General features: G+C 47.3%; 14 protein-coding genes. 7 read left to right on the top strand and 7 right to left on the bottom strand.

Going from position 1 to position 13,008, the window contains the following annotated elements:
• Positions 1-45: 45 nt before the first annotated feature.
• A complete protein-coding gene (locus ABD846_RS10420) occupies positions 46-1,500 on the bottom strand; it encodes a DNA recombination protein RmuC (protein ID WP_344826344.1) in 1,455 nt (484 codons plus the stop codon).
• Positions 1,501-1,542: 42 nt separating this feature from the next.
• On the opposite strand from ABD846_RS10420, the gene ABD846_RS10415 reads away from it, so the two are divergent.
• Entirely contained in the window at positions 1,543-1,890 is a 348-nt protein-coding gene (locus ABD846_RS10415; RefSeq protein ID WP_344826341.1) for a TfoX/Sxy family protein, read from the top strand.
• A gap of 335 nt (positions 1,891-2,225) precedes the next feature.
• Here the strand turns inward: ABD846_RS10415 and ABD846_RS10410 are convergent, their stop codons facing one another.
• From ABD846_RS10410 to ABD846_RS10390, 5 genes are all read right to left on the bottom strand, one after another.
• Positions 2,226-2,687 (bottom strand): hypothetical protein, encoded by a 462-nt coding sequence (locus ABD846_RS10410; RefSeq protein WP_344826338.1) that lies wholly within the window; start codon positions 2,685-2,687, stop codon positions 2,226-2,228.
• A gap of 37 nt (positions 2,688-2,724) precedes the next feature.
• Positions 2,725-2,910: a CsbD family protein gene (locus ABD846_RS10405; protein ID WP_344826335.1), complete on the bottom strand. Its 186-nt coding sequence runs from the start codon at positions 2,908-2,910 to the stop codon at positions 2,725-2,727.
• 121 nt (positions 2,911-3,031) lie between these two features.
• Positions 3,032-6,490, bottom strand: a complete 3,459-nt coding sequence (locus ABD846_RS10400) for a hypothetical protein (RefSeq protein ID WP_344826332.1) — start codon at positions 6,488-6,490, stop codon at positions 3,032-3,034.
• 58 nt (positions 6,491-6,548) lie between these two features.
• The gene (locus tag ABD846_RS10395; RefSeq protein ID WP_344826329.1) at positions 6,549-7,271 is read right to left on the bottom strand and encodes an ATP-binding cassette domain-containing protein; all 723 of its coding nucleotides are present in this window, start codon (positions 7,269-7,271) and stop codon (positions 6,549-6,551) included.
• Between the two features lie 249 nt (positions 7,272-7,520).
• Positions 7,521-8,183 (bottom strand): peptidase associated/transthyretin-like domain-containing protein, encoded by a 663-nt coding sequence (locus tag ABD846_RS10390; RefSeq protein WP_344826326.1) that lies wholly within the window; start codon positions 8,181-8,183, stop codon positions 7,521-7,523.
• Between the two features lie 122 nt (positions 8,184-8,305).
• On the opposite strand from ABD846_RS10390, the gene ABD846_RS10385 reads away from it, so the two are divergent.
• Together ABD846_RS10385 and ABD846_RS10380 are read left to right on the top strand one after the other, a co-directional pair.
• Positions 8,306-9,400, top strand: a complete 1,095-nt coding sequence (locus tag ABD846_RS10385; RefSeq protein ID WP_344827512.1) for an Mrp/NBP35 family ATP-binding protein — start codon at positions 8,306-8,308, stop codon at positions 9,398-9,400.
• Positions 9,401-9,513: 113 nt separating this feature from the next.
• Positions 9,514-10,701: an Omp28-related outer membrane protein gene (locus ABD846_RS10380; protein WP_344826324.1), complete on the top strand. Its 1,188-nt coding sequence runs from the start codon at positions 9,514-9,516 to the stop codon at positions 10,699-10,701.
• A 20-nt stretch (positions 10,702-10,721) separates the two neighbouring features.
• On the opposite strand, the gene ABD846_RS10375 is transcribed toward ABD846_RS10380, so the two are convergent.
• The gene (locus ABD846_RS10375) at positions 10,722-11,315 is read right to left on the bottom strand and encodes a hypothetical protein (RefSeq protein ID WP_344826321.1); all 594 of its coding nucleotides are present in this window, start codon (positions 11,313-11,315) and stop codon (positions 10,722-10,724) included.
• Between the two features lie 331 nt (positions 11,316-11,646).
• Here ABD846_RS10375 and infA point away from each other — a divergent pair, with 331 nt between their 5' ends.
• From infA to rpsK, 4 genes are all read left to right on the top strand, one after another.
• On the top strand, positions 11,647-11,865 hold the full coding sequence (gene infA, locus ABD846_RS10370; protein WP_425568030.1) for a translation initiation factor IF-1: 219 nt from the start codon (positions 11,647-11,649) through the stop codon (positions 11,863-11,865).
• A 25-nt stretch (positions 11,866-11,890) separates the two neighbouring features.
• Positions 11,891-12,007 carry a type B 50S ribosomal protein L36 gene (ykgO, locus tag ABD846_RS10365; RefSeq protein ID WP_133992781.1) on the top strand — a complete coding sequence of 39 codons (117 nt, stop codon included), beginning with the start codon at positions 11,891-11,893 and terminating at the stop codon, positions 12,005-12,007.
• Positions 12,008-12,054: 47 nt separating this feature from the next.
• Positions 12,055-12,435, top strand: a complete 381-nt coding sequence (rpsM, locus tag ABD846_RS10360) for a 30S ribosomal protein S13 (RefSeq protein WP_344826304.1) — start codon at positions 12,055-12,057, stop codon at positions 12,433-12,435.
• Positions 12,436-12,549: 114 nt separating this feature from the next.
• Positions 12,550-12,951, top strand: a complete 402-nt coding sequence (gene rpsK / locus ABD846_RS10355; protein ID WP_344826300.1) for a 30S ribosomal protein S11 — start codon at positions 12,550-12,552, stop codon at positions 12,949-12,951.
• The last annotated feature ends 57 nt before the right edge of the window (positions 12,952-13,008 follow it).

Below are 13,008 nucleotides of genomic sequence, written 5' to 3'. Positions count from 1 at the left end.
AAACTATCACGATTTAGCAATTTTTGCAACAGTCCGACGCACAGGCTAATCGTTCGTTTCACCGTCGATACGCCGTTTGGCTTCCTCTTCGGGTAAAGATTCCAGGTGACGCAGTTGCCGGTTGATCTGCCGGGTGCGCCTTCCCACGAGTTCGTCTATATCTTCCCCTGCTTTGGAAATGCGTTCCTGAGCCTTTTGCAGGGCTTCGCCGAATTTTGAAAATTCTGTTTTTACCGCGCCCAGTGTTTTCCGGATCTCACCGCTTCGCTGCTCCAGCACCATGGTCTTGTAACCGAAAGATACCGTGTGGAGTATTGCCGAAAGGGTAGTGGGACCAGTGATGATCACCTGGTATTCGCGCTGGAGCAGTTCCATAAGCGCCGGGCGCCGGGTTAACTCGGCATACAGACCTTCTATCGGCACGAATAGCAGTCCGATATCCGTGGTGTGCGGGGGCGCAATATATTTGTCCCGTATGTCCCGGGCCGATTTTTTGATCGCCTGCTCCAATGCTTTACCTGCAAGTTCTGCAGCTACGCTGTCATTGGCGTCGTACGCTGCCTGCAGGGCGTAATAATCCTCCAGCGGGAATTTGGAATCGATAGGCATCAGTAGGGGACCCTGCTCCGACTGTACCTGTGGTATTTTTATTGCGAACTCCACGCGCAAAGTGCTTCCCGGCTTTGTGATACAATTCACCTCATATTGCTCGGGTGCGAGCAGCTGCTGCAGAATATTCGATAATTGCATTTCGCCAAAGGTGCCGCGTGTCTTTACGTTGGACAGTACGCGTTTAAGATCGCCCACGCCTATTGCCAGTTGCTGCATTTCCCCGAGTCCTTTGTGCACAAATTCCAGTCGCTCGCTCACCATGCTGAAAGACTGATTCAGTCTTGTCTGTAAGGTCTGTTCCAGTTTCTCATCTACGGTTCTGCGCATCTCGTCCAGCTTCTGCTCATTACTTTGTTGCATCTGACCGATACTGCGCTCCACACTTTCACGAACCAGCTTCTGCTGGTCCTGCATCTGGCGGTGGAGGTTGTTTTGCTGGTCGGCAAATGCGCTGAGCTGTTCCCGTATACGTTCCCGGTAGTCCTTAAGCGCCGCCTGCATGTTCCCTTCAAACTGTTTTACATTGTTCCCGAACTCTGTCCGCTGCTCTTTTGCCGATTGCTGATGCTGCACCGACAACTGTACAAGGCTTTTTTCTACCGACTGCCTCAGTTGCTCCAGTGATGCGGAGCTGGTCTGCAGTAGTTGCTGTTGCTGCATCAGGAAGGTTTGCGTAAAGCGATCCAATTGCGCCGAAAACTCCTCACGCATCATACTGGCCTGTAAGGCCTGCTCCTGGCGGCTGATCTGTAATTCGTTCCGGATAAACTGTTCCGACTGCTGCGTGCGGCCCGTCTCATCGTTGGTATTTTTGTGCGAGCGGATGACCAGAAACGTAAGCAGAAGCAAAAGTATCAGGCATCCTGCGAGCATCCATAATTCCAGCATCGATTTTTTATTTAAAAGTAGCGCAATAACTACATTTGAATCATGGCATTTAATGAGCAGCTGTCCAACAGGATCAGGGAAGCATTGGCGGCACAGCCGGATGTGGAAGAGAAATATATGTTCGGCGGCGTATGTTATATGGTGAATGGTAAAATGTGCACCGGTGTTATCGGAGAGGATATGATGTGCCGTATTGATCCGCTCCGCGAGGAAGAATTACTTGAAATGCCGGGTTGCAGAAGAATGGATTTTACAAGCAGGCCTATGAAAGGATATCTGTATGTGAGCGAGGAAGGAACACGGAGGCAACGGGATTTGTTGTTCTGGATAACGCAATGCCTGGATTACAATCCTTCGGCCAGAGCCTCCCCGAAGCGCAAACGCCCGTGACTTCTGTTTAGAGGTTTTTATGAACTTTTTTGTTCACGAAATGAGACTGAACAATATTTTCGTAAAAAAATTATGTTTTCTGCAAAAAAGCCCTACTTTTGTTAGGTGAGTGTGGCGTCGGCTGTAAGGCCGGTTTGTGCATAAAATGCCGTACAGCTTGCGGCGCAAACCAATAACTTTTTATATACAGGCAATCCGTTCTTTTGGACGGATTGTTTTTTTTTATTGCAGTAAAAACAAACACCCGCATCAGGTAAGTGACGCGGGTGTGTTGAAAATAGACCCCTTCTTGTCTATTAGCTTCTTCGATTTATATATACGGTCTGTCAGTAGTATTATTTCTTCATCTCCTGCAGGTTGTTCTGCAGTTCATCCAGGGAACGGTTATAGTCCGTACGGAAGCTATTCCAGTCGCCTTTGTTTTTTTCATAATCGTCCAGACGTTGACGCAATTGTTTGTTCTGTGCCTGCAGATCATCAATATGTGCTTTGAATGCGTCTTCTGTCATTTCGTTGTCCGCTTTTCTCTTTTGTTTGCGCAGTTGAGAGATCAATGCATCATTAGCATCGATTTTTGCGTTTGTCTCTTGTTTGAATGCCTGCCATTCAGCGTCGGAAACAGCTTCCTGGTGCGCGTCAACTGCATCTTGTTTTGCTTCTGCCAGATCTTGTCTTGCATCTGCTACAGCTTCGTTAGCATTTTCTTCTTTTTGCTGTGGATTAGAACAAGCTACCATAGATGTTGCAGCGAAAAGTACGAACGCCGCAGCGCCGATGTTCATGATTGTTTTTTTCATAACGGTTTGTTTTAAAAATGAAGTGAAAGTTGATGTATTAGAGGTCAGCGATGATTTTCGTGACTTCGTCTTTTGTTTTTCCGAGTTTGGTTTGAAGACGTCCGTACAATTCATCGTCTTTTCCTTCTTCATACATCAGATCATCGTCAGTCAGTTCTGCATACTGTTGTTTGAGTTTGCCTTTCAACTCATTCCATCTTCCTTTGAGCGTTGTGGTGTTCATATCTCGTGTTTTTTTGTGAACATTGTTTTTACATCACAAAAGTGCGACTGATCGCTCAGGCTGCTGTTATAAGATTTTGAACACTTGTTTATATGATTTCCAGTTATCCCGCTATTGAAGGCTACAAGACAGCCTTAAGGCTCATGCGCCCTGTGTTGATAACCGCGTCCGATCCCGTTTTCCGCCCTTCATATTCAATGAAGAGTTCAATTCCGCGACCAAGTTTCCTTTGCCAGTTCAGATACCATAGCAGGTTATTCCCCTTTTTCAATCCGTCCAGCATGAAATAGGCAACCGGAGATGAAGCGCGGCCGGAATAGTTGATCTGGCTATAGGTTATTCTTAATTGGATGATTCCCGTAGTTGCCTGGCTGAGTCTCGCTTCCAGCACTAAAGAGCGCAGGTCTGCTTTCTCACCGCCGTACAAAGGATCATTTGTTCGCTCTTCATAGCGACCAGAGGTGGAAATGCGCAATGATGATTTGTTCAGCCAGATCAGCGCAGGTTCGATCGCTTTATATTGCTGCCTGTAGGAGCTGCCGTCGTTTACAGCTGATATGTTGCTGCGTAAGCCTTTGCGGCCTCCGAGTGTAATTGTCCAACTGCGCGACAACGCGGCCCTGAATTTCAGGTAGTCCTGCCTGCTCTGCGTTTCGGTAAGGCCGTAGTTCAATAATTGCTTCCCGGAGTTGTTCACTGCATTGTAGTCGATTCCCCATTCAGAACTGTTCCGGTTGAAATAAAAGCTGTTGTTGAGCGTGGTGGCTGTTTGCAATACTGTGCTGTCTGCAAAGCGGTTTTCTGCGGGGTTGAATACTGCTTCTCCGGCATCTTTGAGTATTTTGTTATTCAGTTGTATCGCCAGCTGCGCCGAAAAGCGGGATAAAAATTTACTCCATGCCTGCCTGCGTCCTTCCAGCAGATTTGCGGGATCAAGATTGACGCTTTGGTTAAACATCATATTGTTCACCCGTATGTATTCGTTACTGATGGAGTAGACGCGCACATACAGTTTCTGATCAGGATACAAGGCTGTTACAAATTCATTAAGCTGCTGCAGTCCATCGTTGTTATAGTCGATCCAGTTATACACCCCCTGTCCCGCAGGTACCTGCAGGTAAGTGAACGTTCTCTTCTGTTCCTGCCCTGTCCCCAATTCATAGAGTGTGGACCAGACCACGGATCTTTTTGCCCATATTCCGTCATATTGCATACGCCCCAGTACTGTCTCTTCGGGCCTGAGTGCAGCACTGCTGTCTGTTTTTAAATTCCGGTAAGAGCCCGTCGCCGAGAACTGATGCAGCCTGCTGTTCAACAACGATAGCTGCAGGTTTACGTTATCACTGCTGGTATAGCGCTTGAAATCATAGCCGGCTATTGCAAAATCACGGCGGTTAAAATAAGTCAGATTATAGCTTATTTTCTCAGGCGTTCTGCTGCGCAGGTAAACGGTTGTAATGTCGAAGTAAAATGAGTTTGCTGCAAGCGTATCATTTGATTTATTCCGCACCTCATTGTGTTCCACCGAATAGCTGCCTCCGAGTGTATGCTGTTGCCGTGCACCGATATTAACAGCGGTAAATACGGAGGGCTTGAACAGTTTTACACGGTTCTGGCTGTCTTCTGCCTGCATGTAGCTGAGCAGAAAACCCGAGTGCACCAGTTTCCGGTCAACCTGGTAGCTGACCATGTTTTTTAATCCGCTGTAATCGTTGCCACGCAGGTATTTGCTTACCGTGTAATCCAGCACTCCTGCTTTACGATGTGCCACCCGAATTGCATAGGTGCCCCAATGCTCGTCCGGACTGATGCCGGACAGCGGGACGCTCCAGTCTCTCCCGAACTCAACACTGCGGTAGGGTGCAATCGCGCGGAACCGGCTTTGTACATATTCGTATTGTATGTAGTTTTTTATTGTCCAGTTTGCCGCAGAATCTTTTTTGCTGCCCGGATGCCGGGTGTCTTCATAAATAATTTTTGAGGCAATGCCTTTGTGCGACGCATTGTCCAGTTGTGAAAAGGTGTTCGGATCCTTATCGCTTCCGGCAAGTTCCACGTAGAAACTACGTACACTGTCGATCTTATATTGTGCCGCTATGCTTGCAAACCGGTGCGCTTTGGGCGTGATGATCAGGGATACTGCTGCATAATCGCCGCGCTTTTGCGACCCGGAAGGAGGTATCCACTGATATACGCGTCCGTTGGCGTTGGATCCTGCAAGGGTGTAATCGCCTTTACCGCTGCCGACGTAGGAGAAGCCGACAGTGTACAGGGTTCCGCTGTTTGTTGTTGTGTATTCGAATATAGAATCGTAGCTCACTCCTGCAATAATTGTGTCTTTGATCCGGTATAATATCTTATTGGCGGCAAAAGTGTCTGCTGCGATATTAGGCATATAGGCATGCTGAATGCTGTCGCCCAAAGAGGCCAGGAAATTTTTCTGATCGGTGCTGAGTGCCTGCTGATAGCTTTGATTCCTCGCGTCCTGATTGCTGTAAGCATTTAATTTCAGCTGCCAGTGTTTGCCGATATTCAGCTCGTCATAAGCATACAGCATGGAGTTCAGATAGTTGTTGGTCCGGTACTCAAACTCCACCTGTATCCTGGAAAACCGGTTGATAGGCCTCCGGGGCATAAACCTGATCTCGTTTGTATTGTAATTGATAATATAGTCCGCATTTTCCCCCCGCTCCTGCAGCATATTATCCACATACACTTTTTCTGTTCCTGCAAGCACCACGAACAGCTGTTCGCCATTATTCCCGGTAAGACGGTAGGGGCCCTGATTTCCCTCCTGACCATTAAAGATATTCCGGGCAAACTCGCCTTTTGCCACCGAAGCGCTCAGGCCGGACCGATTGAACAGATGCTTGCCGAGTCGGTCTTCGCTTTGCAGGAATAGTCCCTGTGTTCTTTTCGTGAAATTCAGAAAATACGCATCGGGTTTGTTGAGGTTGTAATCTCCCAGCATCATACTACGCCTGTTTTTACTCAGTCGCACCGATATCTGGTCAAACTCCTGTAAGCTACTCGTATTGCCGTCCGGCTGAAACGGAATGGTATTGTCGGTTAATGCAGCTTCAATTTTGATACTGTCCGGCAGATAGCCACTTGCCTGCAGGTTGAAGTTGGAATTGGATACAACGTCCTGATTATTGCCCACTGAGAAACTACGGCCATAGCTGCCGTTTAGTTCCAGCTGATCATTGTCCACAAATTTTCCATTGCTTTGTTGTGCAGGTTGATTGAAACGGTAGGTGTTGTTGATCAGCTCCGTGCCTTTATGCTGCAGGCTCTGTGTAAAATTCACCGGTAACAGCCTGTAGCTGATCCAGACCGAATCGCTTGCAGGCCTGCGTATCCAGCGGATGGTTGCAGAAAGCGGGTCGATGGTATAATCAGTGCTGTCGGTTTGCAATATAAATGCGTGGGCGATGCTGCCGGTATCTATGCGCAGACTGTCTCTTACAGGTATTTTTTTCAGACGCTTATTGCTTAATCCGGCTACCCGGTTCTGTGCGACGCCGGAAGCTCCGCAAAAAAACAGGGTCAGCAGCAGGAAAAACAGGTGGCGCGGCAAGCTCTCGGAAATATTTATAGCAAAACTTATGCAAAATAGTCCATTCTTTGTGAAGTCGCTACTCCGGAAGATATCCGCCTGCAGCGAGATCATCCCTGCCGCGGCAAATCCAGGTTTTGCCATCCCTGAGCAGATAGAGCCGGTCGCAGATCCGCAGCACGGAATCGTAATCGTGGTCGCTGATGATAAATCCCTTTTTGTTCCTTTCTTCTTCTATCCATTCCTGTACCTGTTCCCGCGCTACGGGGGGCAGTGCGCTGAACGGCTCGTCCAGCAATACAAACATCGATTCTTTTTTGATCAGCAGGAAGATTTCTGCGAGCCGCGACATGCCGTAAGACAGTTCTCCGATCTGCTCATACTCCAATCCCCGGAATTGCGGTACCCGTTCGGTAAAATCACTTACATTCAGCTCGAATGCACCGAATGCTTTGTGAAGGGTAAGCCCGGGCGGTAAGAACGGAAATTGCGGCAGCAGGGCTACCCTCCACGGTTGTTTGAAAGCCGGTTGCGCTTTTACGCCGTTGATCCGGATGATGCCGTCCTGCGTAACGGTACTGCCGAAAATAATCTGCAGCAGGGTGCTTTTGCCACAACCGTTACGACCGAGAATGCCCGTAACAGATCCTGTTTCACATCGAATGCTGATATCTGAGAGAATAAGGCGATTATTGTAACTAAGCCTGATGGAATCGGCTTCCAGAGTGTTTTTTACCATAGCAATACGGGAAGTAGCATCCCTGAGGTAATAAGCAAATCTGTTGCCAAACTCCCAAGCCACAATGTTTTTTTATCCAGTCCTCTGTTGAAGAAAAAATAGTAACGGGAGCTTATATATTGATTGTAGAACAGGTAGGTACCTGCGGCCAGTGCCATTTTCAATAGTAAATCGGATACGAGCGTATTCCAGTCTTTCCCATTGATAACAAAGAAATACAGGAAAATGCAGTTCAGCAATACCGATGCGAAAGCGTACTGCCGGTAAAATCTGAGTATACCTGATAATTTACGGTGCACTGTACCCATGCCATCAATAGCTGGATGTCTTTTTCTTTTTGCTGCGGAAGTCACCACGTTTCCATGCCTGGATAAACTGGGCCCAGGCGATAGGGCTCATAATCTGCATCGGGGGGCGCATGCCTTCGTAAGAAGCACGCTGCGCGATACTGCGCATTGCATAGGATGCTCCTTCGTGTCCGTCAGGGTTCATGGTGGTGGCCATCATGCGCATCATCGCCAGATCACTGTTTTTACGGGCGATCTCATATTTGTCGTCTTCCGGCTGGAAGTGTTCGAATACATACCGGAAACTTTCTTTGGAAGGCAGGGCATGAATCACTGTCTCACTCAGGAAGAATGTGTCCTGGCTCAGCAGCTTCACCATCGAAAGCGTATTCGATTTAAAATCTTCGGGGATCACATATTCGGATGGGGTATAGCCCAGGCTGCGGAATTGTATGGTATCACCTTTGAAACATACAAGCACAAAAACTCCGGATTCACTTGTATATACACCGCGGTTCTGGTTTTTAACCGAAACGATCACGTCAGGAACACCGTACAAACTGTCGCTCGTCATTACCACGCCGTTTACCTGTACCACACGGTCGAATGCCAGCTGAGCCTTGCCTTTGAAAGGAATAAGCGCAATTAAGGCAAGAACACAAAGCGGTAAATGGAAAATTCGGATCATGGTGTGACTGGTATTGGAATCAGTAATACGTTTATTAAAAAACAATTCGGGGATATAGCTACAAAGGAAAACGCTTATGCTTAGTTTTGCACATTATTTGTCTAATTTAACAAACGTTTTTGATGATAACAAAAGAGTCTGTACTGGACGCGTTGCGCAATGTGGACGACCCGGATTTACGTAAGGATATTGTGACGCTGGGTATGGTGAAAGACCTATCAGTAGAGGGAAACCAGGTGTCGTTCACTGTTGAACTCACCACTCCTGCCTGCCCTATGAAAGATATGATAGAGAAGGCCTGCCTGAATGCGGTTCGCATGATGGTAAGCAAGGATGCGGAAGTGCACATCAATATGACTGCGCGCGTAGTCTCAAACCGCCGTGACCGGCAGGATGTACTTCCCGGTGTGAAAAATATTATTGCAGTCGCATCCGGAAAGGGTGGGGTTGGTAAATCCACCGTATCGGTAAACCTGGCTCTGGGACTTGCCGCACAGGGTGCGAGAGTAGGGCTGATGGATGCCGATATTTATGGCCCGTCGATACCGATCATGCTCGGTATACGGGATGAGCGCCCTAAGATGGCGGATGTGAATGGCAAGGGAATGATCGTACCGGTAGAAAAATTCGGCATTAAAACAATGTCTATCGGCCTGCTGATCGATGAAAAGCAGGCTGTGATATGGAGAGGCCCTATGGCAAGTTCTGCGCTGAAGCAATTTGTTACGGATGTGCTTTGGGGAGAACTGGATTATCTGATCATTGATCTGCCCCCGGGAACAGGAGATGTGCACTTAACTATCGCACAGACGATTCCGGTTACCGGAGCGGTGGTCGTATCGACACCACAGGCAGTTGCGGCCGCAGATGCGCGCAAAGCCGTTATGATGTTCAAACAGGAACATATCAATATCCCTGTTCTGGGAGTGGTGGAAAATATGGCTTACTTCACTCCGGCCGAATTGCCTGAAAATAAATATTACATCTTTGGCAAAGGCGGTGCCGCTAAAATGGCCGATCAGTTTGAACTGCCTTTCCTGGGAGAACTGCCGTTGATCCAGAGTATCCGTGAAGGCGGGGATATGGGTATCCCCGCTGTTATTGACGAGGATTCTCCTGCGAGAGCACGTTTCCTCGAGCTAGCAGGTCAGGTCGCACAGCAACTGGCGATCCGCAACGCAACAATGGCACCGACTCAGGTGTTGGAGATCAACTAAGCAATGAGATCTGTTTTATTAAAGGCATACCATATATTGGTATGCCTTATTTGTAAATACACGTTTTGAGGTTATATTGCAGATATTGTTTTGTATAAATAACTGCTTAGTCCATGAAAAACATAATACTCTTTTGTTCCATTATCCTGTTATCGGTTTTTGCTTCCTGCAAAAAGAAAGAAGACACCAAGCCAACTATCAACCCGGTATTTACAATAACGGGCCTTGTCGATCAGAACCTCGTAGTGCCCGACACGGCGGATATGTCACTGAGTGTTAAACAAAGTCAGGGTGCGTCCGAAAAAGTGACACTTTCTGCTGAAGGATTGCCGGCTTACATTACAGCTGCTTTTACGAATGTGTCCGGAACCCCACCTTTTGAATCCGGGTTGTCTTTGTATGCGGATAAAGGGGCTGTTATGGGCACCTACGCCGTCAAGGTAAACGTAAAAGGGGATGTAAGCGGCGTTGTCGGAAGCTTTACAATGAATATTACCGTTGGAGCAAATAAGGATGGGACTTTCGGAAGAGATACGACGTATGTATCCGCTCCCGAAAGCCAGCAAAGCCGCAATGTTTTTTTTGAACAGTTTTCCGGCGCGTCCTGTATTAATTGTCCCGACGCAAATACATTAGCCTCAAGCCTGAAAAGTACATGGGGGGATCGACTGGTGTTGGTAAATTATCATACGTACAATGCAGGAGCGATTTTTGCTCCGGTGAGCGGAGTAAGTAAGTATGACTTCCGTGATTCTTTGGCTACGCAGATCAGTTCATATCTGTTTGGCGGCCTCTATGCTATACCGGCAGCAAGTATTGACCGGGTAGCAGTAGGAGGAAATATGCAGATATCCCAGGATAACTGGACCTCGCAAACGGGCAGCCGCATTGCGACAGTGGCGCCTGTGAATCTGACATTGAATGCGACCTACAGCGCATCGGAAAACACGGTTACTGTCAAAGTGCATATTGCCTATACTCAAACTGTATCAGCAGATAATATATTGACCATTGGCGTTATCGAAAGCGGTATCGTCGACGCGCAGGCGGCTACCGCAGGAGTGGTTCCCGATTACGTGCATGATTATGTTTTCAGAAAAAGTCTGCTTCCGTCGGCAACGGGATTGGCAATTCTCAATAAATTGAATACAAAGGAATCCGGACGCGTGTATGAATGTGCGTTCAGATTTAAACCTTCCGGTGCCTGGAATCTTGATAAATGCCGTATTGTTGCCGCGGTAAGTAACAATTCATCAGCCGGTAAAGCGGTCTTGCAGGCTCAGTCTGTGCCACTGAAGTAACGACCTTATTACTGAGAATCTCACCGTATCTTTTTCTGCACAAAAAAGCAGGCGCCCAGCTGAACAGAAGGCGTGAACAGCCATTCGTATGAATTTTTCGCATAGACATCGCTTTGGACCTGCCGGTATATGCTGTATTCATTATAGCTTATCCGGACGCCTCCTCCTACAAAAGCACTGAAACCAAGGTTGTAGCGCTCATTGGGGTTTCCTAACAGCCATTCCCTGCCCAGGAGTTGTTTGATTCCGGTGACGACAGACTGGTTTCTGTCGTTAACATAATAGGTATATCCCGGATCACCGCTTTTTTCGGTCTGCTCCCAGTAGCGTACAAAAAGATCAGATTGCCAGAAGCTGCGTCTTTTTTTGCCCATGCGGTATTTCGTGCTCGCGCCGGCCAGAAAGCCCTGTGCTTTATTTTCTAAGAAATACGGATTGCCCCATTCGAACCCATCGAGATCCTTGGCTGCATCTACGGGAGTCCAGGCTTTATACCTGTAACCGGCAGAAAGACCCCAGTCCCATCGCCGGTTCAGCGAACGGAAATAATGCAGCCGGAATTCACCCATGATGATTTGTGGGATATTGAGTTCGAGCTGCCAGTGTCTGGCCATCGAAATGCTGTCCGTATCCGGGTGTGCATTTTCCCGGGCCGTATCCTGCGCGCTTGTAACAAAGCAGATGCAGTTACAGACAAATAATGAAATTAGTTTTAAGCGATTGTTTTTCAATTGTGACGGTTGGAGGTTGTGGCAAATATGTCTGTTTTTAGCCACACTTCAAAATAAAAAGCAACGATTATTTTGCCGAATTTCATCGGGAGGCCAGATTTTTCTTTTGCGGACATAGCATCCGGTGACGGCTTATTTTATAACGGATTAGATGTTTCAGGAAAAAAAATTATTTTTTTGGTAAAATATTCTTACTTTTGCAATCCCTAAAAATATGGCTAAACAGTCCCTAATTAAACAAGACGGTACGATCGTTGAAGCAATGTCTAACGCTATGTTCCGCGTGAGGCTTGAAAATGGTCACGAAATACTGGCGACAATCTCCGGTAAAATGCGTATGCACTATATCCGCATTCTGCCTGGTGATAAAGTAGGGGTGGAGATGAGTCCGTACGATTTGAGTCGCGGGAGGATTATTTATCGTTATAAGTAGTTATTTCATAATAAAGTAAACAAAAATGAAAGTAAGAGCAGCAATTAAAAAACGCAGTGCAGATTGCAAAATCGTACGTCGCAAAGGCCGTCTGTATGTGATCAACAAAAAGAATCCCCGTTTCAAGCAACGTCAGGGATAATTAATGATTGCGAAAGCATTATTGAAAATTAAAATCAACACACATAAATGGCTCGTATAGCTGGTATAGATTTACCTAAAAACAAGCGTGGCGAGATAGCGCTCACTTACATTTACGGAATCGGCAACTCTACTGCCCGTTACATTCTTGAGAAAGCTGGTATCAGCATGGATAAGAAAGCAATGGAGTGGAACGACGAAGAGCAGACTGCAATCCGTAATATCATCAACAGTGAGTTTAAAGTGGAAGGCCAACTGCGTTCTGAAGTTCAAATGAACATCAAGCGTCTGATGGATATCGCTTGCTATCGCGGATTACGTCACCGTAAGGGCTTACCCCTGCGCGGTCAACGTACCCGTACCAACAGCCGTACCCGTAAAGGTAAGCGCAAAACTGTTGCAGGTAAAAAGAAAGCACCGAAAAAATAGTAGCGATACTATTCGTTTCGTCGCCGGATCTGTCCACTGGTGCTACAGGGAGGGGCGAAACAATGCTGAGGCAATCAGCATAATGTATTTAACGATTACCTTTTTGAACAAAAAATGGCAAAAGCACAATCATCTGCAAAAGTCGCTGCTAAGAAGCGCATCGTGAAGGTAGACGCACACGGAGATGCACACATCAACGCTACCTTTAACAACATCATCGTGAGCCTTACCAACAAGGCAGGACAGGTTATCTCCTGGTCTTCTGCCGGTAAAATGGGTTTCCGCGGTTCTAAGAAAAATACACCGTATGCCGCTCAGATGGCAGCTGCGGATTGTGGTAAAAAAGCAATGGACGCCGGCTTGAAAAAAGTGGACGTTATTGTAAAAGGACCGGGTTCAGGCCGCGAAGGTGCGATCCGTTCTCTGGCTGCAATCGGACTGGAAGTAACTTCCATCAAAGACGTAACTCCGATGCCGCACAACGGATGTCGTCCTCCGAAAAAACGCAGAGTATAATATATTTCTGAATTTAGTAACCGGGTGGGTCTGCGACTCACCCGGATTCAACTTTTT

Origin of the sequence: Rurimicrobium arvi, assembly GCF_039540495.1 — a bacterium.
Classification (GTDB): Bacteria; Bacteroidota; Bacteroidia; order Chitinophagales; family Chitinophagaceae; genus Rurimicrobium; species Rurimicrobium arvi.
Note: the sequence above shows the minus strand (reverse complement) of the source record. Positions and strands in the feature narration are given on the sequence as shown.